Below are 25,918 nucleotides of genomic sequence, written 5' to 3' on the forward strand. Positions count from 1 at the left end.
TCACTCCTGAGTCAAAGCGGGTTGTTCAATGGGCGCTGGTTTACTGCGCAACATCGACAGCACCCAGACAAAACAGATCGGTACAAACAACACCCCCAGCAGCGTCGCGCTGAGCATGCCGCCGATCACCCCGGTACCGATCGCCCGCTGACTCGCGGCCCCTGCCCCGGTCGCCAGTGCCAGCGGCACCACGCCGAGAATGAACGCCATGGACGTCATCACGATTGGTCGAAAGCGCAGCCGTGCGGCCTCGATCGCGGCGTCGCGCAGGCTGTAACCTTTCTCCCAAAGCTCCTTGGCGAACTCGACGATCAGAATCGCGTTTTTCGCTGCCAGACCGATGATGGTGATCAAGCCAACCTTGAAGTACACGTCGTTGGGCATGCCGGCGACCATCACCGCAAGTACCGCACCGATGGCGCCGATCGGCACAATCAGCATCACGGTCAGCGGAATCGCCCAGCTCTCGTACAGCGCCACTAACAGCAGAAACACCACCAGAATGGCCAGCGCGAAGAGTTGCGTGGCCTGACCGCTGGAGACCTTCTCCTGATAGGACAGACCGGTCCACTCGTAGCTGAAGCCGGCCGGCAATTGCGCGGCGATACGCTCCATTTCCGCCATTGCTTCACCGGTGCTATAGCCCGGCCCCGCATCACCGACGATGCGCACCGACGGATAACCGTTGTAGCGCACTACCTGCACCGGACCTTCCTCCCAATGCGTGGTGACGAAGGCACTGAACGGCACCAGATCGCCTGCGGTGTTGTGTACATACAGCTTGAGCACGCTTTCCGGAGTCATCCGGTCGCCCTGCTCGGCCTGCACCACCACGCGCTGCTGGCGGCCAGCGTTGGTGAAGTCGTTGATCACCTCCGAACCGAACGCGGCAGACAACGCACTGCTGATCGATTCAAAACTCACCCCCAGGGTGCGCGCCTTGTCACGGTCGATCACCACGCGCAATTGCGGCGACTCGGCCAGCCCTTCCATCATCGCGTAGAGAATTTTCGGGTTGCCGTTGGCCTGGCCAAGCACCTGATCACGGGCAGCGAGCAATGCTTCACGGCCCAGACCGGCACGATCCTGCAGGCGCAAGGCGAAACCGCCGGAGTTGCCCAGCCCGTCAATCGGCGGCGGTGGCACGGCCATCACCGCACCGTCGTTGGCCACGGCAAATTGCTCGTTCAGCGCATTGACTTCTGCCATGGCCGATTGATCTTCGCCACGCTCCGACCAGTCCTTGAACACCGGGAACGCCAGCGCTGCGTTATCGCCCATCCCGGAGAAGCTGAAGCCGGACACCAGAAACGTCGACTGAACCCCGTCGCGGGTAGCCAAGTAGCGCTCCAGTTGTTCGCCGGTCGCTTCGGTACGGGTGCGGGTCGCACCCGGCGGCAGCTGGACGTCGACGATCATGTAGCCCTGATCCTCCACCGGCACGAACGATTCCGGCAGGCGCAGGTAGAAGAAACCGAGCATTGCGATAATGCCCAGGTACACCAACATCATCCGGCCGGCACGCGCCACCAGTCCGTTGTTCAGCACCGAGTAACGTTCGGTGAGATTGGCAAAACCACGGTTGAAGGCGCCGAAGAAGCCGCGCTTTTCATGGTGCCCTTGTGGAATCGGCTTGAGCAGCGTGGCGCATAGCGCCGGTGTGAACGTCAGTGCGAGGAAACCGGAGAACAGAATCGACACCGCCAGTGATACCGAGAACTGCTGGTAGATCACACCGACCGAGCCGGACATGAATGCCAGCGGCATGAACACCGCCGACAGCACCAGGGTGATACCGATGATCGCGCCCGATACCTGCCCCATGGCTTTCACCGTGGCGTCGACCGGCGACAAGCCCTCTTCGGCCATGATCCGCTCGACGTTCTCCACCACGACGATTGCATCGTCCACCAGAATGCCGATGGCGAGCACCATGCCGAACATGGTCATCATGTTCACCGAGAAGCCCAGCACGTACATCATCAGCAGCGTGCCGAGCAGACACACCGGCACCACAATCGACGGAATCAGGGTGTAGCGGATGTTCTGTAGGAACAGGAACATCACCAGAAATACCAGAACCATCGCTTCGATCAGGGTATGAATCACCTTCTCGATCGCGACATCGACGAAACGCGAGGTGTCGTAAGGAACGGAATATTCCACGTCATCCGGGAAGTAGGCCGACAGTTCGGCCAGGCGCTGCTTGACCGCGGTTGCGGTCTGGATCGCGTTGGCGCCGGGCGATAACTGGATCGCCGCTGCCACGGCGGGTCTGCCATTCAGACGCGAGTTGAAGTTGTAACTTTCCTGACCGATTTCCACGCGGGCGACGTCGCCCAGTTTGACTGTGGAACCGTCTTCGTTGGCACGCAGGACAATGCGTGAGAATTCTTCCGGATTGTCCAGCGTACCTTTCACCGCCAGGGTGGCGGTCAGTTCCTGCTGGCTGCTGGTCGGCGTACTGCCGAAGCTGCCGGCCGGTACTTGCACGTTCTGGCCACGGATGGCCGCGCTGACATCGTCGATAGACAGCCCGTAGCCCACCAGTTTCTGCGGGTCGAGCCAGACGCGCATCGCCGCTTCGGAGGAGAAGAACTGCAGCTTGCCGACACCCGGAACCCGGCGCAGCTCGTTGTTGATATTGCGCGCGGCGTAGTCGCCGAGTGCGGTGGTGTCGCTGTGCTGGGTGCCTTCCTTATAGTTCAGCGCATAGATCAGCAGGAACCCGGCACTGGTCTGCTCCACCTCCAGACCCTGGGTGAGCACGGCTTGCGGCATCCGCGCTTCGGCTTTTTTCAGACGGTTTTGCACGTCAACCTGAGCGAGCTGTGGGTCGGTACCCGGCTGGAACGTCACTGCGATCTCGGCGATACCGTTGGAGTTGTTGGTCGACTCGAAATACAGCAGGTTCTTCGCACCGTTGAGCGACTCTTCGATCACGCTAGTGACCGAGTCCACCAGCACCTTCGCAGAGGCACCGGGATAGGTCGCCGTCACCTTGATTTGCGGCGGCGCGACGTTGGGGTACTGCGCCACCGGCAGCATCGGAATGACCAGCAGACCGGCCAGAGAGATGAACAACGCCACCACCCAGGCGAAGTTCGGGCGTTTGATGAAAAACTGAGACATCGGAATATCCTCGCGGCGACGGCGCCCTTACTGTTTCGACTCAGGCGCCTGCGCCTGGGCTTGGGGCTGACCCGGCACGACCTTGGCGCCTGCCTGCAGGCCACTCAGGCCGCTGACAATCACCTGATCGCCAGCCTTCAGGCCTTCACTGATCTGCCAGCGCGAACCCTGCATGGAACCGGTCACCACATTGCGCGCTTCGGCGCGGCCGTCGGTGCCGACCAGCATGACCTGCGCGCCGCCATCGCTGCCGCGCTGCACCGAGCGCTGCGGCACGAGAATGGCCTGGTTGTCGGTGCCTTGAGGTGTGCGCACGCGCACGAACATGCCCGGCAGCAACACACCGTCGCTGTTGGCGAACTTGCCACGCAACGAGACTTGGCCGGTGCCGCGGTCAACGGCGACATCGGTAAACACCAGTGCTCCCTGACGCTCGTAAGCAGTGCCGTCGACACGAATCGACAACGCCTTGTTGTCGTCGGCGGAGAGTTTTCCGCCTTTGAGCGATTCGCGCAGACGCAGCGCGTCAGCGGCCGATTGGGTGAAGTCGACATACACCGGATCCAGCTGCTGAATCCGCGCCATCAACGTTGCGTCACCCTGACCGACCAAGGCACCCTCGGTGACCAGGGCGCGGCCGACACGCCCGGAAATCGGCGCTGTTACCGAGGCATAACCCAGGTTCAACCGGGCGCTTTGCAGATCGGCCTGGGCCGAACGCGTGGCCGCCTGTGCACTGCGCAACTCAGCCATGGCGCTGTCGTAGTCCTGCTGGCTGACCGCCTCGATCTTCACCAGCGGTTCATAACGCTTGACCCGTGCCTGAGCCTCGAGTGCAACGGATTGCGCACGGGCCAGTTCACTCTCGGCGCGAGCCAGGGCTGCTTTCAGTGGTGCCGGGTCGATCTGGAACAGCAGGTCGCCGGCTTTGACATCAGCGCCCTCTTCAAAACGCTTCTGCATCACGATACCCGGCACCCGAGCACGCACTTCCGCAACGCGCATCGGTTCCACCCGGCCCGGCAGCTCCGACGTCAATGCCAGAGGTTCGGTCTTCACTGCCAACACTTCTACCGGACGCGCCACTTCGGCCACATCCGCCTGTTCATTCGCCGGCCCACACCCGGCCAGCGTGATGGCGATTGCCAACGACCCCGCCATTCTTACTGCACGCAAATTGCCCATAACTCACCCGAGGCTTGATTGAATTTGGTGCGAATGCTACTTTCAAAACCCTAATGAGTCAATATTGTCTCATATGAGAAATGTGTGAATCGCGCGACGATCGCTTGAGGCTTGGTGATGAACCTGATTTCCCATGAAGAACATCTGCTCAAATCGTTGACCGTGGCGGTCGTCAACCGGCCGCGGGCAACCATGAAGGAGCTGGCGCAACTGGCAGGCGTGAGCAAGGCCACCCTGCACCGCTATTGCGGAACACGGGAAAACCTGGTGCAAAGACTGGAAGAACACGCCGAAGCAACGCTCAATCTGATTATCCGCCGCGCCAGTTTGCAGCACTTGCAGCCGCTGGACGCGTTACGTCGATTGATCCGCGAGCACCTCGCCCACCGCGAGCTGCTGGCCTTTCTGATGGCGCATTACCGCCCCGACTTTCTCGATTTCGAACGGGGCGACACACGCTGGCAGTTTTACCTAGAGGCGCTGGACGGTTTTTTCCTGAGGGGGCAGCAACAAGGGTTGTTTCGCATCGACATCACCGCCGCGATTTTCACCGAGCTGTTCATCACGCTGGTGTATGGCCTGGTGGATGCCGAACAGCGCGGGCGTGCCGCCAACGCCGATTCGGCACGGATCCTTGAGCAAATGTTCCTGCATGGCGCGCTGGCCGGTGGTGAATTGCGCGAGCACGCCTGCGTTCCGGAAAAAATGCTCTAACGCTCAAAAATGTGTGAAGGCATCGCTGATGCTGGCGACCGGAGGGTGACTGGAATGATGGACAACTGTGTGGCCTGCGGGCCGGGACTGAAAATACAGCGCACCCGAAACCAGTGCGATCGCAAGCAAAGCAAACAGGAACCGACGCATCGAACACCTCCACCGTCCAGCCGCGGGCCGAACGCAGTTTTATTGTTATTGGTGCTTCGAGTCTGGTCCTTGGAGCGAGGTGAAAGCTTGGCAGATCACGCCAGTGATTTTGCAAATCGTGCCAGTTCTTTTCCGGCCAGCGGTCGGTCATTCTGAGGGTTGAGCGGATGTCTACGGTTCGGGGTATAGCGCTGCTGGGGTTTAAGGCATTTTGTGCCAGTCAGGGCATCGACCCGACTTCGGCGCTGGCCGCGGTGGAGCTGCCTGAAGACCTTCTGGATGCTCGACTCTCCGGCGCGCAGTTCAATGCTTTGATCGAATTGTGCGCACAGCGTTCGAACAACCCGCTATTCGGCGTGCAGTTCGGCTTGCGCCAAGGTACGCAGAGTCTCGGCACCCTGCTCTTTGCCATGCGCAGCTCAGCCACTGTCGGCGAGGCGCTGAACTTGCTGACACGTTATTTTCATATCCATAGCGACGGCGCGCTCGTGCAGCTTGAGCGGCAGGCCGGCAGCGCCCTGCTGCTTTACGACGTGACGGATGGCACCTTGATCTCGGTACGTCAGACCGTGGAACTGGCGATGAGCATTGCCAGTTGCCTGTTGCGCGAACTGCTCGGACACGCCTGGCAACCGAAAGCGCTGCTGTTGCGCCACAGTGCTTCGACCAACCGCCTGGCCTATCGCGCGTTACTCGGCGTGGCGCCGCGTTTCGACAGCCCGGTCAACGCCTGGGTGTTTGATGAGTCATTACTGGCGCTACCGCTGGGCGCGACCGACGCCCGATACCAACAATTGGCCCTGCAACATATCGACGAACTGGCCCGCGTGACGCTGGAGGAGGTGCCGTCTTACCTGCAAAAAAGGCTGCGCAATGAACTGACCCACGGCCCGGTCACGCTGCGTGACATGGCCGAGTACATGATGATCAGTCCACGCACCCTGCAGCGCTATCTTCGAGCGCAGGGCACGGGATTTCAGGAGCTGCTGGACCAGACGCGCCGGGCGATGGCCGCACGCTACCTCTGCGATTCGTCGCTCAATCTGACGCAAGTGGCCGGTCTGTTGGGTTACGCCGACCTGAGCGCGTTTTCCCGGGCATTCGCGCGCTGGAACGGGGTCAGCCCGCAGCAGTGGAAACAACGCATGCAACACTTACCTCGGTAAATCGACATGACTTGCAACCCGTTCATTCGCGCCATCAGCCTGACAGGCTTCGATCCGTTCGCCCGGCGTCAAGGACTGGAGCCGAACCGGATGCTACGCCAGGCGTGTCTGCCTGTCGCGTCACTGCAGCGCCCGGAAGATATCCTGTCCTTTCGCAATTACTGTCGCTTGTTGGCTCAATGTCGGCAGCGCTCGAACAACGCATTGTTCGGTCTGGAGTTCGGCCTCCATCAGGGAGTCGACGTCTTCGGTGACATGTTTTTCCTGATTCACAACACCCGTACCGTCGGCGACGCGCTGCTCGAACTGCGCGCCAATTTCGCCCTGTACAACGGCGCTGCGCATCTCTATCTGGAGATTGCAGACGGTATCGCATTGCTGGGTTATCGAGCCGATGAGCAGGAGATCGACGGCCTGGCTCAGGCCGAAGAACTGGCGTGCGGGATCGGTTTACGCCTGATGCAAAACCTGGCCGGCGAACAATGGCAACCCGAGGCAATCATGCTCCGCCATGCCCCGCTGGCGGATGAAGGCCTCTATCGGCAGGCACTAAGCATCACGCCGACGTTTTCAGCCGCCCACACGGGATTGCTCTTCAACGCCAGTGCGCTGGCGCAGCCGCTAGATTGCGCCAGTGAAGCCTTGCATCAGCTCATCGCTGAACATTTGGCAGGGATTGAACGCCTGTCGACCGACGCGATGCCGGGCTACGTCAGGCAATTGCTGCGCAATCTTTTGCCCAGCGGACGTGCGACGATCGACAGAGTGGCCGATTGCATGTCCGTCAACCCAAGATCCTTGCAGCGCCACCTAGCTGAGGAAAATACTTCATTTCAGCAGTTGCTGGACGAGACGCGCCAGCAATTGGTGCGCAAATACCTGCAGGTCCCAACGATTAGTCTGCCGCAAGTAGCGCACCTACTTGGCTACGCCGACGTCAGTACATTTTCGCGGGCTTTTCATCGATGGTTTGGTGTCTCGGTGCTGGAGTGGTGTAGACAGTCCGGAGTGAACAGGCAGCCCTTGTTGCTTCGGAATCGAGTGAAAGAGCGACCTTGAGCGTATTTGCACTGAACTGTTTTGTATTGGATGTCAGCACTTACAGCAAACGGGATGTAGTTAAGGGGAGTAACGGCAAAAAACGGACGCTCGTGACAGGAAGTCATTGCACGAGCTGTCGCTGACAACGTACCGCATCCGGCCAGCAGTCACCCCTTCTCTTGGGGGCCGCTATCGGCCAAAAGGAGACAGTCAGTTCAGCAATTATTTTTCGCTCCAAATGCCTTTCCTATAGATAGCTGGCCTCATTACTGGGCAGGGTCATCAGCACTGGTTTTTGAGTTCGAATCATTTGTACTATTGAAAACCTCAGATCTTTTGGCGATCTGGCCCGTACTAAAGAATAACTCTGGTGAGTTTGTAATCTCAGTTACCAGTTGTTGAGGATCTAGATCACTAAAAATCATTCCCCCGTCGATGACTATTGCTTCAAAACTTCCCCTTCCAAAAATTTCTGCAAGGGCGTCAAAATCTGCAATCTTTGATTCAAGCAGAATATATAGCTCGCCCTCCAACTCCTTGATGACAGCCAACTGCCGATCCAACCCCCTCTGGGCGGACTCCAGCGTCCAGTTAGGAACATCATATCCTTCTTTAAAAGATTTAACCTTATCGCGAAAAAAATCGGCACCTCTCTGATGCCTCTCCATTCTTTCATCAAAAATTTTTCGAATTGAGTCTCGAACCCGTTCCAATGCTCGTTTGTGACGGCCAATATTAGACAAAGAATAATTTCCGCTAAGCAGAACTTGACAAGCCCTACCTGCAACATACCTTTCGAAGGCAGAAAAAATACTATGCTGCATGAGCGTACGCATTGCTTGCGTCGGATTAGCAAGTTTTCTATGATCATACCAATGTACGCCCGAGTACTCATCGCAGCTCTCGAAATCCATTGCTTCCGCTTTGTGCTGAGTTTCTAAGTCATCCAGAAATACACTTAGAATTTCAAAACAGTCATCAGTATTGGTAGTCACACGGCGGAGGTTCTCTGCATTGAGTATTTCATCTCCTTCGCTCAGACTATCGAAGCAGTCAGCGATCACTTCGGAGATTCGTTCAAGCTTGGCTTTGTCACCAGATATCTGCCGATTTCTTATGGTGACACAAATATCTGTAATGTAATTCAGGCGAGCATGAAAAGAATTTAAAGCTCCTAAGGTAAGAAACATAGGCATGAAGCTATTAGCTAGCTGACCGTCGACCTTTTCTAAGGCCGCCATGGAGGTGATTTTACCACCCTCAACAACACTGGTTGTTTGAAGCCCAGCTAATGGCCCTTTTTGAATAGTCATCAATTCACCGGACGCTCCTGGTCTGAAAACGACCCGATAAAAATCTCCTTCGCCAGATGTAGGAAATTGAGATTGGAGGTGTTGGCTTACGAGTTGAGTCCAGGGCGAATGCAAGGAATGAGTTGGTCTTTTCACCAGCTTTGGCAATAATGGGTACTTGTCAAACTGAACCTTAATTGCTAATTGCAAATCTTTATTGCGACTTCGATTCATAAATATCAACTCTTAGTTAACTTAGGCACGCTTAATTTCGTGCATGCTAATTGGAGAATCCGGCTTGCAGTTCGATCACTCGATCATTCTTGGCGCAAATAGGTGAATCTATTTTCAGTGAATAGCAGCGTTGGGGCAAGACCAAAAAATGCGAAAAATGTACGAAAAGTGGGGACTGATTTATTTTCGGAAAATAAATGGAAAAGAAATCAGTCCCGAATGGCACTTACTTAACAGCTAACCACCTGATCTGAAAGCAAAAAATGAAGAAGGGCTGGTCTTGGTCTACGGTGATAGTTGCGAACACACCCCGACAAACCAAGGACACAGCCCCAAATGGATCGTAGACGTGAAATTCTTCAGCATCAACAGCAACGTTTTCATCGACACGCTTCGGACTGCGATGCCTATGCGTTTTTCAATCTCCTCACGTCTCCCGATCTCTTACAACGCGTCGAGTCTGAACTGCCAGAACATCGGGAACGCCTGTTTCCGCCAATTGAAACGTTGTCTATGTTTCTGGCTCAAGCAATGAGCGCCGACCGCTCCTGCCAGAATGCTGTGAACGACCTGTCGATTAAACGGTCATGTGGCGGCATGAAACCCAATAGCACTCGCACGGGCGCCTACTGCAAAGCCAGAAAACGCCTGCCTGTGGAAATGGTTTCCACGCTGGTCAGGCAAACCGGTGCTTCGATAAGTGATAACGCACCCTCGTCGTGGCGCTGGATGGGACGACCTGTGCGGCTGGTGGATGGCACGACGGTCAGCATGCCCGACACAGCGGCCAATCAGGGCGCCTATCCGCAATCTCGCGGCCAGAAAATCGGTCTTGGTTTTCCGTTGTGTCGAGTGGTGGGCATCGTCTGCCTCTCCAGCGGCGCCGTTTTAGATGCTGCCCTTGGGCGTTTCCGAGGCAAGGGCGGCGATGAACAGACACTGCTCAGATCAATGCTAGACACGTTGAAAACAGGTGACATTTTGTTGGGCGATGCTTACTACGCTACCTATTTCCTGCTGTGCGAGTTGCAACGAAGAGGTGTCGATGGCGTGTTCGAACAATATGGCGCTCGACGGCGCAGCACGGACTTTCGCTTGGGTCAAAGTCTCGGTTCGGAAGATCATCTGATCGAGTTAAAAAAGCCCGAAAGAAGGCCGCCCTGGATGAGTCAGACACATTACGAACAGGCGCCTGAAAGGCTGACAGTGCGAGAGCTGAAGGCTGGCGGAAAGACGTTGGTGACCACGTTGCATTGCCCAAAGCAGACACCTAAAACAGCCCTCAAATCGCTGTACAAGGGGCGATGGCATGTCGAGTTAGATTTGCGAAATCTCAAAGCTACGCTGGGACTTGGAAAGTTAAGCTGCAAAACTCCAGGCATGGCAGTCAAGGAGTTATGGGTCTATCTGTTGGCACACAATCTGATCCGAATGCTCATGGCACAATCGGCTCTATTAGCGGACTGTTTACCTCGCGAACTGAGCTTCAAGCACAGCCTTCAGCTATGGCTGGCGCTGAGACAATATGGCAGCCCCGAAGACGAGGATGGCCTGTCAAACTTATTGACGCTGATCGCTCAAAGGCGCGTTGGAAACCGACCTGGTCGTATCGAGCCGCGAGCCATAAAACGAAGACCTCAAGCCTACCCCTTACTGACCAAATCACGTCGGTCAGCAAGGGCAGAGGTCAGAAAAAACGGGCACCCAAAACATGTTAAGTAAGTGCCATTCAAATCAGTCCCCTTTATCTGTATTGTATTCAAACCCTCGAACGAGCGCGTTTACCGCCCCCTCTGCAACGGCATGATCAATTTCTCCGCATTCCTCTTTCTTGTACAAAATCAATTAAGCGCTGCACCAGAGTTTTCCGCACTAGGGCTCGCCACGCCGATGCATGTATTCCATCAAGCGACGGTAATCAGGACGTTCCGTAAGGTTTGCCTGCCTCTCTGCAATCGCTTCCAGGCAAGGACGAAGATCAGAAGACGGCCACTCCTGTTCGTTCACTACCGCTACCAGCAGGCGTAACGCTGATTCAGGGAAAACTGCGCACAGACCTGACTCGCGAAGCTGGTGAATTGCGTAGTGCATATACTCGATGGGCACTAGCCAGTCGAAAACGGCATTCAGAACGTCAGGAAATTTTGTTCCGGCGGCAATGGACATCCGGACCAGTGATTCGGCGATTTCGGGTGTAACTAGATCTCTGGATTTTGGCCAGATATGTTGCCAGAAGGGCAGGATCCGATTCTGCCAATACTCTTCCCGCTGCTCACCGGCGCCCTCCATCGCTTGTGATAGGGCTTGAGCAGCCTCTTGCAAGGCTTTCAATGGAAACGTAGCAAAGGCCTCACGGAACTCATCCGCGCTATACCCCTCGAGTGGACCTAATGCCGCATAAGTGAAAATTGCAACGAACTGCTCATCGTGCTCACCTAGGTCCTCATAATGGCTAGCAGTGTCGAGAAAGTCAGATTTGAAGGCTAAAAGAAGTGGACGGTACAGGCGCGGTGACCACAAGAATCCCTCCCAAACCCTTCTAGCTTCGACAGGGTCGATAGTCCAGCTGAAATGAGGAAGCAGATTAGCCCTAGTCCAAGCCTCATCAACCCGGAAAAGTGCAATGAGTCTGGAAGCAAGTAAAACTCTGCCATGACGGTATCGTTCCACTTTAGAGTCGCAGATCTCGGTGAAAAGCTGCCCCATCCAATCTGGCAGACGATCACCGTCACTAAGTTCTGATCCTTCCCAAATATTTAACAGCGATTGGGTTACGTGCCCAATGGGGTGATTGATTGCTTCAGTAACTGGCTGATTGATCGGTTCGCCATTGCTGGTCATCCCCGTATCCGCATCTAGCGGCAGATGCATCACCCTACGGATGAGCCTCAAGAACAATGGAATATCTTGAAGATTTGATTTAGATACTTCATCAAGCCAGCGAGTTACATAATGAATTACTTGCGCAAGCACCTCATCTGGCATCGCATTGATCCACGGAACAACATAACGCCATGATTTTTGAGCGATACCTGATTCGCTCCAAACTTGGAAAGCCTCCTGCCAGCGCCTCACGAGCCATTGCCCTTCTCGTGCTAGATCACCCAAGGCACACAGGCTGTTGAGAAGGTGCTTTCTGCACACATCTCTCCAAGTGTCTTCATCGAAATACTCATCATCTGTCGGGGGATTTCGAAGCCATTGGACCAATGCTTCACGCTTGTAAGGTGCAACCCTGATGACACGCTCTTGTTGATAATCAGGGTCCCCGGTCCCACTCATCCAATGAGAAAATTCGTCGCTCTCGTTTTCTGCCAACCGGAGATGCGGGTAAGCTGCGGATAACTCATCAAGCCTCCGCTGAGCCGGATCACCCAAACCAAGCCCACCGGACTGAAGCTTTGCTAAGGCCCTCCAAACGGCACGGTCTACATATTCCTGGTAGCGCTCATCCGTGATTTCTGCCTTAAAATTTACTCTCGGAGGCCCGAGCAAAATCTCCGCCTCCAGCCTTTCTTGAGCAGCTAGTGGCAGCCCTCGCCCTTTCAACACAAGTAGGCGGAAAACCTCGCGCTTAGTGGAGGTAGACCACAACCATCGGCCATTCTCTACGAGTAGCCACTCAGCCCACTCATCCGCAGAAATAGCACCATCCTGACTGGCTGCAAAGAACGCCAAACGTTTGAAGGTTGGATACGGAATCTCAAACCACCTGCGCGCGATCTTTGCCGCAGCTTCAGGATTTTCTTCGAAATTAGCCAGCCACGAATCACGCAGCAGCTCAACGAGTACGACCCATTCTCTGAAACCACGATTCTGCCAGTGAGGGCTAACCGACGGCAGATCCCAGAATGAACGATCCTCAGAGAAATTGGCGCTTCCCAATTCTTGTAAAAGATCCAAAGCATCACAAAGCAACGCCTGGAAATCCTCAATTAGCAATGGCAAAGCCGACGCCCACGCCGAATGAGACGGCTCGGAGAGAGTGGATCGCACATGGTCGGAGACTAATACCAACTCCCAATTCACCAGATTGCGCAGGTCTTTGGACGAGACATCCAGATCGTCTGAAAATCGAAATGGTTTGGATATTGACACCACTGGAGAAAGCAGTGTTCTTAGTTGGAGTCGAAGACTGGCAGTCAGACCATCTCGCTTTAACCGCTCCGCCCAACTATAGAGGTTCAGCCCTCTCCAGGGCGACTTGATCCGTTCGGCCAGGAATAGCCCCCAGAGCTTGCGCATGTGAGGCCCTGGTATCGCCTTTGATGAGCTTTTGCGAAGCGCATCCAGCTCGGCAGTTTTCCCTTCATTCTGAAGCTTGGCAGTAAGCCCAAGCTGATCCTGGATTAAAAATGCAAGCCGCTCGTGGATGCATCCACCCCGCGCAGAAAGCCAAAGTAGAAGGTCTGGATCATCAAGGTGCCTCATAAGCCATCGAGCTATCTGGAACATCACATTATCCCAGTTGCCCGCACGCCCGCTGACAAGCGTCATCGGCGCTGCCAAATGATAAGGGGAAGGCCTTTGAACCAGACTGAAGCTGAGTTTAGGATCAGGTTCCGAGTGAGCAGGAATACCGAAGCGTGCGAGATCTGAGTGGCAGTAGCGGGGATCGCTGAAGGCATCAAGCAGCCACTCCAAGGAAGGGGCAGGGTTGAAATCTGCAAACTGGCGTGCAGGTAGCCCTGACTTGTCAGAAAGCGCCCAAAGCATACGCCCCACGAAATCATCTTGCCGGGTACTGGCCGAAGGCTTGGAGAGAGCGTGGGTGGTCACGATCCGCTCCTTGCCAGTTGTTCCGTCACTGTATGTCTCTGCCCAAGCTTGCAGTGTCTGGTGCAGCCCCCTATGCGAGTTCAGCCCAGACTGAGTGTGGTACAGGATGGGAGAGACTCCCTTTGCCTTCCATTCAGCGGTCTTTTGGCTTTCCTCTCCTGGCGCGCATGATCCAAATGCCCATGCCTGTGGAGTAATTTCTCCCAGCATTCTGTCAGCAGCTAGTGCGTCCATCATGTATCGCAGAACCGGATCGCTGACACTGTACCCGACGAAACATACGACGTAGTTGCGGAACAATTCGCTTACGAAACGGGCTGCCCAACGCTCTGTCAGGTATGCAAGGCCGAAGTCACCACTTGTAATGACCAGTCGGTTGAGTTCATAAAGGGTTGGTTTATCCGGCAGCAGGCCGTGCAGGTAAACCACTCCATCCCAGCGACTATTTTTAGGCAGCGGAAGCATCGGGGCGGCGTAAGTATTGAATCGCTGTTTTGTGCGTCGCCCTGCCGCATCGAACACCCGGTCGAAATTCGTCGTAACGAGCCGTACTGCGCCGCTCCGGCTCTTTCCCAGACTCAGCAATGCGGCGTGCGTGTCAGTCGCACCTTTGCGTCGAAGATTGGGCTTGAGAGCCCTCGCTAAAGCCTCTCTAACAGCGCCGCGCCCGTTCGGCAAGCGACGCTCCAGTAGGTCAAGCGTGGCATCGTACTGATAGCTATCAAAAGCTTTCTGTTCTGCGCTATCAAGTGTGGTCGACGCCTCCTGGTAGATGAGCTTCACCAAGCCTTTGAAATCCAGGAGCCCAGCTGGATAGGAAATGCCGGCCCCGCAAAAGAAGATGACCCGACCCTCCTCATGGGCTTGGAGCAGTTCATCTGGAATATCTGGACCGTTCGTTACAAATTGCATCCCTGCACCGCCTCGCAATTGATGGCAACAAGCCATCTTTTTGCTCGTTATGTAGCACGGGTGAAGCTTTTACGCCATCAATACTACCGGAAGCGGTCCGTCGCCAAGGACTGCTTTTGGCCGATTCTGTTGAAACAGTCGGCTTCGAATTCCACGGTAGAAAAGTACGCGCTTGAGATTGAAATCTGAGTTTTGGGCAGAAGATTTAGGAGTCGGATTTCACGTAACCGCGTGCAAAAGAGGTGTTTTCATCCATCAATATTCGCGCGTTTTGGGCAAGCCGACTTTTTCAACAGAATCGGCCGGTTCCGGTCTTTCGCGACCGGCTACAATCGACCGAGGCTGTGTAAAAACGTTTTTGAGCACGGCAGGTACTCAAAACTGGACTGAAAAATTCGCTTCTACGCGAAATCCACATCTGCTGACGTGCCGATAAATTTCAGATTTAACGTGGACGCGCACATTTCAATTTTGGCGAAGCGTTTTTACACACTCTGGACCCAAAGCGGCCCTTCGGTAGCAACTGTTTTCAGCCACTCACTAGGCCCTGTAAGGAAATGGATGTCGCAGACATCGTATGGAGCAAGCCAGCGAGACCATTGCGGCATAACCTTTCGCGAGCTTGTCGAAGCGCGCCACGATTCGGCGGATCTCCTTCGGGTGTGAGCAAATTGACTATGCGTAATGCATATTAGAGATTGTATGGAAAGTCGCCGAATAGCGATAAAGTATGGCAAAAATAGGTGATGAAGCGGAGTTCACTATTTGTAAATAACCGCCGAACCTGTTTAATCACAGCATGATCACCGTACGGACACTTTTCTTAAAAAGTCTAACACCAGGAGCATGAGACAGAGCAATGAAGCACATCGATATTCATTACCACGAGCCCGCCCTCGAAAATAATTACATCCTGATACTCACATCCAACGACAAGGAAAAGGATGCGCTTAACAACATTCTAAAGCACAAGGCAGAGCTGAGGCTTCAGATACCCAACCGAGGCTGCACCATCGGTACATTGGATAGAAGGCTAATAGTGCATTTGAGCGGCGCGAGTGGCGCATCGAAAGAGGGCTCTATCGCCAACGCCGCAGTCCGATTCATCGACGCTTACTCGAAGCCGAGCCTGATCATTCTGACCGGCATCTGTTGGGGTGCCCCCAATTTCACATCCATTGGTCAGACACTGGTATGCACCCATGTCTTGTCACTGAATGATATGGAAGTCACGCCTACTGGCACTCGTTACAGAAAGAGATCCTTCAATAGCAATACGGTGTTGGACGAAGATCAACTCGCCAGCGTGCCTTGTACCACCGCGACCATGGCGAGCCTGGAAACTCTGTACAAAAGCGATGCGGCCCGCGACGACTTGCTCGCACAGTACCCGGAGGTGAAAGCCGGAGAAATGGAGGCCTTCGGTTTTGTGCAAAGCGTCGGCCAAGTGCCGTGGGTCGTTGTCAAGACTGTGTCGGATTACGGCGGCGACAGCTTCTCGGATATCGGGCAGAAAGAAATTGCTACTACGACAGCCCAGCGTCTGCCTATCATTATCGATTCGTTGTGCCAATCGAATGGCTACAGCTTTGAAACTGTGTCTCCCGCTTACCTTCATCTGTTCGACGCGATGATTGGCGACACCATTTCTCTACACGAACGAGATGTGAAAAAACTAGGCCTAAATGACATTCTCAACAACGAGTATGGCCCTCTACTGCTACGTAAACTGCACAACTACTGTTCTGAAATCGAATATGACAGTGAATTCCCTTATTTGATATGTGACGTTCTTCTCGAACTTGCCCAAAATGCCTTCAAGCACAATGGTTCTAAGACGCTGAGCATCTGCCTGAATGCCACATCGATTACGGTGGTGACCGACAACGACGTGTTCGATATGAACCAGCTAACTACAGGACGCGGAGGGGCGGAGGCCTGGAAAGATTTCTCCGGACGTTACATGGAAAATGGTGAAATCTCCTATCGGGCCAAGAAAAATCAACACAGATTCTCGCTCCACCGAGTCGATAAGAACCTTCGAAAAGCCAAGGAAAACTGTGCTGTGACCATCAGACGCGACACGATTGGCAGCGGATTCCGCGCGCCCAATGGCATTCTGGTATTTGAAACCACCTGCTCATCCATCTTCATCAGTACCGACGGTATCTTCATGCGCTCACGTGCATTTTCGATCATCGAAGACATCAAAAAACACCTTTCACAAGGTCTGGTTATCTACCTGTGCTGCCGTAATTCGGATGAAGCCCAGCGCTACAAAAGCGCAATTGAAGATAACACGGGGCAACTGAGAGTATTTACCGCCTAGATGATGGCAGTGGTTATTTCGCCAAACCCGGGGTTGGCACAACCATGCCGTGGTAGCCAAGAGTCTGCTTTTGGCCGATTGCTGCCAGTGGCGAACATAACTTCTGGCCGGTAGCTCCCTCCTCCAAACGGCAGCTATCGGTTCATTGCATCGATAATCGTACTGAATAGCGACTCGCCCCCCCGCCTGAGTCCGCACAGACCGCTTCACGCCACTCAATCAGACCAATACCCCTTAGCCAACGGCATATCGCGGCCTACTCCGCCTCCGATACGCCCTAAATTTGCCCTAAAGCAATTGCCCCTTGGAAACCGACCAATATGCACGGCCCGAGCTCGGCGAACAACCGTGAACGCCCTTGCCGATCACAGTTCGTGCTCCTGGCGCCGCGCCGTAGCCGCCGCAAAGGCTTTATACATGCCTTCAATGCTGGCGGCGTTCAGCACTTTGTCCGTCTCAAGGCGCAGGACAAAACCCTCAGCGCGGTCACTGGCACGAAACAGATCGTCCGCCGTGTGCGCTTGGGTAATTTGTTAGATTGATGTCCACAACCCCCTCTTGCCCAAGCGAATTATCAGAGCTGTACTTCCTTAATTTTAAATTTATGCATATAAGAGAACGACAAAACACCATACGCAGCCAAACAAATATCCTTCAATTTGGCGATACTGTTATCACTGTCGACCCTGAGAACTTCCCCGAAACCACAGTACCTCTAGCCCTTAAGGTCGATGTAACATTGATTGCAGCGCTACCATTGCTTGAAGTCACAACACCAATACCATTAGTGGCATCCTTTTGGTTGATTTTGATTTCGGAATACAGACTATTGTCGTTCCTCAACCGCACGCCGTAAGAATTAGTCCGGGTTGCTTTTACAGTTACACTTGCTGAACCCGAGCAAGAAAGATTAAGCCTGGTAGACGCTTGCGCCCCTTCTAAAACGTTGTCAGACAAAGTTCCGTGATCGATGCTGGTTTTTCCGTAAAGGTCGCATTTTACCGGCGGTGCTTTCAATGGCGCGCATGCTGTAAAAGGTTCAGTTATCGAACCGGTCGCAATTTGTAACTTTATACATACCGGATTATAACTATAACCGTCGACGAGCACCGAGGTACGCCAAGGTATATTGAATACACCTTGAGCATTAAGCCTGAGGAGTATATCCCCCATCGTTACAGTATCACCTGTTTGAAACGGGATTCTCCATGCTCCCATATTCGCGGTTGACTGAGGCACAGAATCAAACATTACTGTTTCTATAACAACGCATGCATTACCCCAGTCTCTGTTTCCGCAGTATGTTCGCTCAGGGTCTTGAACCGTCCAGTTATTGACTGTATAGAAATACCGTACACCCACCCCCTCATTTTGACTTGAGGTAACGACAAGCGTTGGGGTTGAGTGTGCCCGAGTTGAAAATCCCAAGAACAATACCGCAAAAACAATTAAATATTTCATATTAACAGCCTGATACTGCAATGCCCGCAAGCCATTGCACCAAATTTAAAAACATCATGGATATTTGAACCACGACGACAATCTTACAACGCTACTCATAAGAGACCGTGAAACTCATAATCGAGTAAAACACACCTAAACCAATACTTTTGTTCTGCATTGCTTTAGTCTCCCCTTGGAGGTAAGCGTTGAAGGATATCAGGTTGTCGCCTTTGATCAGGGCTCCCATGTCGTGAATTTTATTCAATACCAAGGGTTTGCCACCCGGCGTTTCCAGGCCCACTAGCAAGCCATGAACGTCAGCGCTTTGAATCATTAACAATCCCGGAGTTTCAGTGCTTTCCGGGCCGTTAAACGATAATTTCACCTTGCTTTTACCGGTGCCCAATTGGCAATTTTGCAAATGCAAGGTAATGGGCCGTCCACGCGTACGACCATTCAGGTAAAGCTCTTTTTCAATAACATTTTTGAAATCCAGTTCAAGCAACTCGTCTTCCATAGCAAGCACACAAGGTTCGTTCACCAGCGTACCCGAGAAGTACAAGTTGTCTTCTGCTGACGCAGTCGATGGAAACCACACAATGACGACAAACCAAAAGCTCAGATATACAGTCCGCATGAGCATAGGGAGTCCTAGTAAAACTCGGCCAACAACAGCGCCGAAGCATAGAAATCGATGCTGGGTAGATCACTGCCAGCAAGCTTGATAGGAACCGCTTCGAGCAGGGGCAAGGCAGTCGGGATGACCTGAATGTATCGAGGCTGGTTAGGGATGAGTTCGGTCCCCCCCAGCATCAGCTTGATGCCAAGGTCCGACACCGAAGACTGCAGTGCCTTGGGCTCGAATACGGCAGGAACGCCCTTTAGCGTCAGGCGCATGCGCCAGGATGCGCCGATGACGGCCCCGGGACAGCTGATCTGATACGGGATTGGCTTGAGGTATCGCTCGCCATCAATTCGGCTGACGGCAAGATTGCCAAAGCTGACATCGATACGCCGACCCTTGTCGCTCACCGCACAGACAGGTCTCGCCAATAAAGTGCCAGTGAATTGCATGTTGTCGGCGACGCACGCCAGGGAGAATATGGCGAACGATAGCCCCAACAGAACTTGAAAAAGAGCGTTCATCGATACTCCACCACCATGGTTGCACTGGCAGAGAAAGCGCCATTGACGATCTCACTGCTTTGTGACCTTTTCGCCAGCACCGCTTGCAACAGCGGTTTTTTGCCGGCATCAAAGTTGGCCCAGGTATTCAACGCAAGCGCAGCACCCTCTTTTTTAAAGGCAATTCCGAGCTCGTTATTGCCCGGTACCGCCAACAAGGCCGGGGAAAACCAGGTTTCGGTGCCCCGCACCTGCATGCGCACTTCGTTCTTCACCGCCTTGGCGCAATCGAGGGTGTAATCAAGGGTGATGGTTTTATACGCGCCATCAATATCGGCGATTTGCACATCCCCAAAAGCCGCCACGATAGGCTTCTCGTTGTTGATCACGCAGGGAATGCTCGCCAAGACAGTGCCGCTGATTGTGACGGTCGCTTCATACGCATCGGCGGACATGGCAGCACCCAACGCCAACGCCAGCATTGCAACCCTAAAAATCACCATGATGCGATCGTCAGTCATAGCTCAGATTCACATTGAGGCTGGCGCGAAACATGCCCGGCCGCAGTGGCGCGGCGGTGCGCTCAGGACGGATGTAATACGTCAGTTGGCTCTCGCCGGGAGAAACAAACCACACGGGAGCGGTACGCCCCAAAACCAAGTTGTTCCCCTGTAAGTCCTGCATACGCAGACCGAAACCACCCGCGCCCCATACTTTGATCAGTTCCGGGGTGTCGGGGTCGGTTACCGCGCTGAAGCTCAACGTGGCCACCGGCTCACTGGCACTCCAGAGCAACGTACCGAGTCGCTCATCGCGCCGCCCTCCTTCACTGCGCACGCAACCGCGCAGCTTCAGCTGTAACGTCACAGGTTTGCCCTGGTCGCCGATTCGGGCGAGATGGGCAGTGTTCAAGTCGCCCAGATCCAGCGTCTGATGACGAGAGCTCGTATCCAGATAACAAGCGCTTTCCAGCAAGCTGCCGACCACCTGGAACTCAGCCGTCTGCACATCATTGCCAGCAGCCAGCGCCGGGATTGAAAGGTTTGCACAGCAGAACGATGCCGCCAGACAGCCGCGGATTGCAGAGATCATGGTGTCGACTCAAGTGAAAAGAACATGGCTCGAGGTTACTTTTTGTTAACGACGGGGCTGGCCGTACAGGCTCCCGCCACACAGCTGAACTGCAATCGCGGACGACCGCCGTAGTCATTGACGTAAGTCAGCACCGGTTTTTCACCCAGTGCCCGGGTGCCTAGACCAAGGTCTTGCTGAGACTTGGGCGCGATCATGAAGGGCTTGAATTGCGCCGGGCTTTCAGTCTTGAGGTCAGGCGCTGCTTCGATCACAGTGATGTAGAAAGGCGTCGGGTTGTTGACCTGATAGCTGTCCCCGCGACGAGTCAAGGTCAGTTTTTCCTGCCAGGGTACTTCGCTCACTCCCACCTTGGGCGCAATCGCCAAAGGCCGATAAAACAGCTTCACTCGAGTCTGCAAAGCGATTTGCAAAGTGTTCGGTTTATCGCTGCGTGGCGGAATTTCACGCAAATTGAAATAGAACAGCGATTCACGGTCTTGAGGCAGCTTGCTCAACTCCGGCAAGCCCTGAATCTTCACCTGACTACTGGCGCCAGGCTCCAGGCGCTGGACGGGTGGCAACACGACCATCGGACTGGTGATTTTTTCCGCTTGTTCGTTTTCGATCCAGCCCTGCGCCAGATAAGGCAACTGGGTGTTCTGGTTACTGATGCTCAGGCTTACGGATTTTTCGCTGCCGGCAAATATCACTCTGGTGCGGTCCAGTGATACGGCGGCCTGGCTCATTTGGGCTGAACCCGCACAAAGCAGAGCGAACACCACCAGGTTGTAGCGTTTGAAGATCATCATGGATTTTTCCCGTGGCAAAAACTAAGTGGCCGCTTTGTCGGAGTCGCCAAGAGGCAGACACAGCAGTTCCAGTTGTGATGTGAGTGAGTCGAGCTTTTGGGGCAGGGTGAAACGGCATTGCGCGCTTCCGCCCCAATTCAACGACATGGTTTCGCCGGGCTTCATGCCGCTCAGGTAAGTCGAACCCTCTTCACCGATAATTCCGGTGTCCTGACCTCGGCTATTCTTGGCTGTCGCGCCAAACGGCGGTGCATCCCGGTCGGCCATCAGAATGGTGACCATGGCTTTGTGGCCGGCAATAACGTCGAAGCGGCGATAACCGATCGCACCTTCTGTGAGCGTGGCCTGAATGACCGACTGAGTCGCTTCCACATCGTCTGGCAAAGCATCCAGGTCAATGCTGGTCTGATTGCGGTAATAGCTGTTGACGTCGGTGACCACCGCCTTACCGAAACTATTGGTGTGCGTGAGGCCTCCATTCCCACGGACCGGCACGCCTGCCACGCCCTGGGTGTCGACGAGCAAACGAGTGCCGCCCATCACACTGTTGCGATGCAGAGCGGCGCCCTGGCCGGTGATCGTCGCACCGCCTTGCACCGACAAACCGGCCGAGGTGTATTCGCCCGTCTGGTAACTGCCACTGGCAACCACTTGGGCCAGATCCCCTTGATGGGAGAGAAAACCACTCGCGGTTTCGCCGTTTGATGTCTTGCCCGCGCTGAGCATGTATTGATTACGCTCGTCGAGACTGTCGTAGTAACTCATGGTGTGTGTATTCTCGCCGCCGCTGACCGATGCGCTATAGCTCACGGATCCGGTACCGCCCCAGGGGATATTGATCGAGAGGTAGGCGCCATCGTCGGAGGCGCGATTCGACTTGTTTTTGTAGGCGGTCATCGACACGCTGAGATTTTTCAAACCACCCACGTCGAAATAACGCGACATTGACAAGCTGAAGCGATCGCTCGCCCGACTGTCCCAGTAGGTTTGATGGTTGTAATTGAAATAGACACTAAGGTCGGCATCGCGAAACTGTTTGCTGACTGTCGTGGTGTACATATTCTTGCTCCGGTTCAGCGGCTGATCGCCGCGCCGGGCTTCAATGAACTCATTCATGCTCATATATTTTTCTTCGGAAAAACGATAGCCCGCGAAGGTCACCTGACTGTCGTATTCATCGAAACGCTTGGAATAGCTGATTCGGTAAGATTTGCCGGTCAACGCACTGCTGCTGACCGGCACGCTGGCACGGGACTGAGTTACGTCCACCGACAACGCACCAAAGCTCATCAGGTCACGACCGACACCCAGCGCAAGGGAGCCATAATCCTTGGCGCCGAGACCGCCGCCATAAAGCGACCAGCCATTGCTCACCCCCCAGGAAAACTCACCGGTTGTGAACACCGGGCCGTCCAGCTGATGCTCCCAGTCGGAAGGTTTGCCACTGGCCAATTTGTAACGAACGGAGCCTGGGCGCGTCAGGTAGGGAATGCTGGCGGTATCCACCTTGAAATCCTGAACGCCGCCGTCCTGTTCTTCCACGTGTACATCCAATTGGCCACTGACCGCATCGTTGAGGTCCTGAATACGGAAGGGTCCAGGCGGTACCTGAGTGTTGTAGAGCACCCTTCCCTGTTGGCTGATGACCACCCGAGCATTTGTCCGGGCCACGCCGGCGATCTCCGGGGCGTATCCGCGAAGATTGGGCGGCAGCATGTTGTCGTTGCTGCTCAGATTGGCTCCGGTATAGCGAAAGCTGCCGAACAGGTTTGAGTCCAGATAGTCTTCGCCGACGATCAGGCTTGAGCCCAGCGACGGTATCGGACGCAACGCATAAAAGCGGCTCCAGGCAAATTGCTGCTGTGATGATTGACCCGCGCTGCGCTGCATTTGCGATTGCCAGTCGCCGCGCAGGCGCCAGGCATCCAGGTTCAAACCAACCGTACCGTTGCCCGTCAAGCTGTCGCTGCGACCGTCTTTGCGGTCGGTGGTCTGGGCATTCACGTTGTAATCAAACATCGCCCCGCTGATACCGTTGTCCCAGCGTGAAGGTGGGTCCCAATTCGCGGCGGTATATTCCAGCTGATCTTGCGGCACACTCAGGTAAAGCCCGGAAGACCCCAGATCACCACGGGCCTGCATGCCGGGAATACTGCTGAGTTGCAGACACGAACCCTCACGCCACCACGTCAGATTTTTCAGCGTCTGGGCTTTGAGGCCCAACTCAGCCACAAGCGCGGGAGAAAGGCAGGCAAGACTGGTTTTCGGATCGTCATCGGCAGTAACAAAGGTAACCGGAAATTCAACTAGCGTATCGCGATTGAGATGAACCATCAGTGTATATTCCCCCGGCATGATGAAGTTCGCCGAAGCGAATACTCCAAGATCCAGGTTTTGACGATCCTTGAGATCCAGTACGTCAGTATTGAACTGAAACTCCGGGGCCGCACTTGTCCAAGTCGACAAACAATACAAAATAGTGGCGGTCAATACCTTACGGTGATCCACGCGAATACAATCCTTGATCGGTTAAGCTGCAGTCGCCTCAGCCAATTAAAAGTGTTGAATACTCAGCTTTATCGTGGCGTGATAATTACCCGCCTGCAGTGAACTTCCGTTACCCACAAGCTCAAGGAAATAATTAAGCTCGATTGCGTCGACAGCGCGAGTTGCACTATCAAGCGGCATGCCTGGCGTGATCACTTTTCCGTGACTATCTTTTATTTGCAATGCCACGCCTTGGGCCACACCGTGGATATCGAAGTAATGTCCGCGGGTGTCGCCTTCGAATGTTAACTTCAAAGCTCGCAATGAACTGGCATGACCCTGGTCATCCAAAGCGCTGCAGCCGCTGAGCAGAATATTCAATGGCCGCTGAAACGAGGCATCGCCATGGATCAGACCGTGCAACGCAGCGGGTTGAAAGACGACTGTCTGCCCTTCGTTGCCCACACTCATGACACAGCCGGTATCCACGATACTCCCTGACAACTGCACACGCCCTTTCAGTGCGCCGCCAACAGCCATCTCGTCGGCATGAAGCGACGCTGCGAAAAGACCGCAAAACAGCAACGGCGGCGACAGCAAAAGCATACTCGAACGAATCATCAATACCTCCGCCAGCGTCCCTGGAGTGCCTACCTGCCAGGCACTCCAGGGCCTCTCAGTAACGGAGCGAGTTATTGATAAGCGAGGGTGAAGTTTGCGAATGTTTCGAAGTCGCCCGGAGTGATTTCAGACGCGGTACCAGGCTCCTCGCCCACACCGGCCAGCGTGTCGCCCTGCAGGTAAGCGCTATAGGACAGGAAGGTGTCACCGTTGGACAGCGTTTGCGCAGGCGACGCGCTGCCCAGCTTGATCAACTGGCCATTGTGGTCGGCAATCGCCAGACTTGCGCCACGGGCAGTACCTTTGATCGCCAGCAAGTCAGGGTTGCTTGCCGGAGAACCGGTGAATGTCGCGGTTGCGGACTTCAGCGAACCCATGTCGCAACCACGTAGTTCGATTTTGAACGGCGTCGGACTGGATTTGCCACCGTTCTTCAGCGCGACGTTGGCGACCTGGTTCATTTCAATGGTCTGATATTGCGATTCTTGAGCGATAGAGCACGGCGCATCAATAATCGAGCCTTTGAAAGTGATAACACCTTTACCTTGATCCACAGCCATGGCAACGACAGACGTTGCAGCAACAGTAATAGCCATCATTGCGCTGGCCAGAGTTTTAACTTTCATTTCATACTCCTAAAATTGATGTTGTCCTTGAGGGGCTCACCGGAGCTCTCTCGAAGCTCGGTATCGATACACCGTTGAGCTGCAACAACTTTAGAAGGATGAGATGTAAAAATGAGTAGGACGTTTCCGACATCACCCTCGGAAGATTCCTACATTATTCACCATATTGTTAAGAGATCAGGGCATTACGCTTCGCGAGCTCGGCCAGATCCACCAGTGACGCCGCACTGAGTTTTTGCAGCAGACGCGTCTTGTAAGTACTGATGGTTTTATTGCTGAGAAACAACTTTTCGCTGATCTGTTTATTGGAATAACCCTGAGCCAGATGTTGTAGCACTGTCAGCTCGCGATCTGTCAGTGATTGAATTCGCTTGAGCTCAGTCCGTTGATCTTCGGTACTGACACTGTCCGAGGCCAGTGAAGGAAAAAAGGTATACCCCGCGTCAACTGCCTTGATGGCCGTGACCAGTTTGTCCAGCCCTTCTTCCTTATTCACAAAACCGCGGGCTCCGAGCTGGATGCAGCGTCGGCATACCGCATCGGCGGGTTTAGAGGTCAGAATCAGGATCTCGCTACGCACATTCAATGCCTTGATCCGGGTAATCACGCTAAAACCGTCGAGCCTGGGAATGCCAATATCGAGAATCACTACTTGCGGTGTCAGCTCACGCACCATCTGAACTGCATCGACCCCGTTGTTTGCCTCTCCCACCACGCGCATGCCGTGCTTCTCTAACAGGATCCTGACGGCAAGGAGGATCACCGGGTGATCGTCAACTACGAGAACGCTATGCATTGT

19 protein-coding genes and 1 pseudogene are annotated in these 25,918 nt (G+C 54.4%); 5 read left to right on the forward strand and 15 right to left on the reverse strand.

The annotated features are described in order from the left end of the window. Both ACM6JQ_RS16580 and ACM6JQ_RS16585 read right to left on the reverse strand, forming a co-directional pair. On the reverse strand, window positions 1-3,132 hold the full coding sequence (locus ACM6JQ_RS16580) for an efflux RND transporter permease subunit (RefSeq protein ID WP_122609299.1): 3,132 nt from the start codon (window positions 3,130-3,132) through the stop codon (window positions 1-3). Window positions 3,133-3,159: 27 nt separating this feature from the next. Further along, window positions 3,160-4,317: a MexC family multidrug efflux RND transporter periplasmic adaptor subunit gene (locus tag ACM6JQ_RS16585; RefSeq protein ID WP_414894239.1), complete on the reverse strand. Its 1,158-nt coding sequence runs from the start codon at window positions 4,315-4,317 to the stop codon at window positions 3,160-3,162. Window positions 4,318-4,434: 117 nt separating this feature from the next. Between ACM6JQ_RS16585 and ACM6JQ_RS16590 the strand changes: the two genes are divergently transcribed. The 3 genes from ACM6JQ_RS16590 to ACM6JQ_RS16600 all read left to right on the forward strand — a co-directional run bounded on the left by ACM6JQ_RS16590 (window position 4,435) and on the right by ACM6JQ_RS16600 (window position 7,406). Beyond that, window positions 4,435-5,031, forward strand: a complete 597-nt coding sequence (locus tag ACM6JQ_RS16590) for a TetR/AcrR family transcriptional regulator (protein WP_401206218.1) — start codon at window positions 4,435-4,437, stop codon at window positions 5,029-5,031. A gap of 317 nt (window positions 5,032-5,348) precedes the next feature. Continuing rightward, the gene (locus ACM6JQ_RS16595) at window positions 5,349-6,347 is read left to right on the forward strand and encodes an AraC family transcriptional regulator (protein ID WP_414894240.1); all 999 of its coding nucleotides are present in this window, start codon (window positions 5,349-5,351) and stop codon (window positions 6,345-6,347) included. A 6-nt stretch (window positions 6,348-6,353) separates the two neighbouring features. Further along, complete coding sequence (locus ACM6JQ_RS16600) at window positions 6,354-7,406, forward strand: AraC family transcriptional regulator ligand-binding domain-containing protein (protein WP_414894241.1); 1,053 nt, start codon at window positions 6,354-6,356, stop codon at window positions 7,404-7,406. Between the two features lie 248 nt (window positions 7,407-7,654). On the opposite strand, the gene ACM6JQ_RS16605 is transcribed toward ACM6JQ_RS16600, so the two are convergent. Continuing rightward, window positions 7,655-8,914, reverse strand: a complete 1,260-nt coding sequence (locus ACM6JQ_RS16605; RefSeq protein WP_314534084.1) for a hypothetical protein — start codon at window positions 8,912-8,914, stop codon at window positions 7,655-7,657. Between the two features lie 336 nt (window positions 8,915-9,250). On the opposite strand from ACM6JQ_RS16605, the gene ACM6JQ_RS16610 reads away from it, so the two are divergent. Beyond that, window positions 9,251-10,636 (forward strand): IS4 family transposase, encoded by a 1,386-nt coding sequence (locus tag ACM6JQ_RS16610; protein WP_368969343.1) that lies wholly within the window; start codon window positions 9,251-9,253, stop codon window positions 10,634-10,636. 150 nt (window positions 10,637-10,786) lie between these two features. On the opposite strand, the gene dsr1 is transcribed toward ACM6JQ_RS16610, so the two are convergent. Continuing rightward, a complete protein-coding gene (gene dsr1, locus ACM6JQ_RS16615; protein ID WP_414894242.1) occupies window positions 10,787-14,605 on the reverse strand; it encodes an anti-phage defense-associated sirtuin Dsr1 in 3,819 nt (1,272 codons plus the stop codon). Window positions 14,606-15,145: 540 nt separating this feature from the next. Further along, window positions 15,146-15,262: pseudogene (locus ACM6JQ_RS16620) on the reverse strand (IS5/IS1182 family transposase); the annotation flags it as partial. Between the two features lie 202 nt (window positions 15,263-15,464). Between ACM6JQ_RS16620 and ACM6JQ_RS16625 the strand changes: the two are divergent. Further along, on the forward strand, window positions 15,465-16,934 hold the full coding sequence (locus tag ACM6JQ_RS16625) for a hypothetical protein (RefSeq protein ID WP_314534080.1): 1,470 nt from the start codon (window positions 15,465-15,467) through the stop codon (window positions 16,932-16,934). A 654-nt stretch (window positions 16,935-17,588) separates the two neighbouring features. Here ACM6JQ_RS16625 and ACM6JQ_RS16630 read toward each other — a convergent pair. The 10 genes from ACM6JQ_RS16630 to ACM6JQ_RS16675 all read right to left on the reverse strand — a co-directional run bounded on the left by ACM6JQ_RS16630 (window position 17,589) and on the right by ACM6JQ_RS16675 (window position 25,915). Beyond that, the gene (locus ACM6JQ_RS16630) at window positions 17,589-18,395 is read right to left on the reverse strand and encodes a hypothetical protein (protein ID WP_414894243.1); all 807 of its coding nucleotides are present in this window, start codon (window positions 18,393-18,395) and stop codon (window positions 17,589-17,591) included. A gap of 91 nt (window positions 18,396-18,486) precedes the next feature. Next, window positions 18,487-19,020: a fimbrial protein gene (locus ACM6JQ_RS16635; protein ID WP_257354862.1), complete on the reverse strand. Its 534-nt coding sequence runs from the start codon at window positions 19,018-19,020 to the stop codon at window positions 18,487-18,489. A gap of 8 nt (window positions 19,021-19,028) precedes the next feature. Continuing rightward, complete coding sequence (locus tag ACM6JQ_RS16640) at window positions 19,029-19,523, reverse strand: fimbrial protein (RefSeq protein ID WP_414894244.1); 495 nt, start codon at window positions 19,521-19,523, stop codon at window positions 19,029-19,031. Beyond that, window positions 19,520-20,023, reverse strand: a complete 504-nt coding sequence (locus tag ACM6JQ_RS16645) for a fimbrial protein (protein ID WP_414894245.1) — start codon at window positions 20,021-20,023, stop codon at window positions 19,520-19,522. The genes ACM6JQ_RS16640 and ACM6JQ_RS16645 overlap by 4 nt, the downstream gene beginning before the upstream one ends. Then, complete coding sequence (locus ACM6JQ_RS16650; protein ID WP_414894246.1) at window positions 20,016-20,594, reverse strand: fimbrial protein; 579 nt, start codon at window positions 20,592-20,594, stop codon at window positions 20,016-20,018. Before ACM6JQ_RS16650 ends, ACM6JQ_RS16645 begins: the two co-directional genes overlap by 8 nt. A gap of 35 nt (window positions 20,595-20,629) precedes the next feature. After that, window positions 20,630-21,385: a fimbria/pilus periplasmic chaperone gene (locus ACM6JQ_RS16655; RefSeq protein ID WP_306674107.1), complete on the reverse strand. Its 756-nt coding sequence runs from the start codon at window positions 21,383-21,385 to the stop codon at window positions 20,630-20,632. Between the two features lie 21 nt (window positions 21,386-21,406). Beyond that, window positions 21,407-23,893: an outer membrane usher protein gene (locus ACM6JQ_RS16660; protein WP_257354857.1), complete on the reverse strand. Its 2,487-nt coding sequence runs from the start codon at window positions 23,891-23,893 to the stop codon at window positions 21,407-21,409. Window positions 23,894-23,938: 45 nt separating this feature from the next. Further along, window positions 23,939-24,493: a fimbrial protein gene (locus ACM6JQ_RS16665; RefSeq protein ID WP_257354855.1), complete on the reverse strand. Its 555-nt coding sequence runs from the start codon at window positions 24,491-24,493 to the stop codon at window positions 23,939-23,941. A 71-nt stretch (window positions 24,494-24,564) separates the two neighbouring features. Next, complete coding sequence (locus tag ACM6JQ_RS16670) at window positions 24,565-25,119, reverse strand: fimbrial protein (RefSeq protein WP_257354854.1); 555 nt, start codon at window positions 25,117-25,119, stop codon at window positions 24,565-24,567. Between the two features lie 169 nt (window positions 25,120-25,288). Continuing rightward, window positions 25,289-25,915, reverse strand: a complete 627-nt coding sequence (locus tag ACM6JQ_RS16675; RefSeq protein ID WP_257354852.1) for a response regulator transcription factor — start codon at window positions 25,913-25,915, stop codon at window positions 25,289-25,291. Window positions 25,916-25,918 lie beyond the last annotated feature (3 nt).

Origin of the sequence: Pseudomonas sp. IT-232MI5, from assembly GCF_949767845.1 — a bacterium.
In the GTDB taxonomy this organism is placed as follows: domain Bacteria; phylum Pseudomonadota; class Gammaproteobacteria; order Pseudomonadales; family Pseudomonadaceae; genus Aquipseudomonas.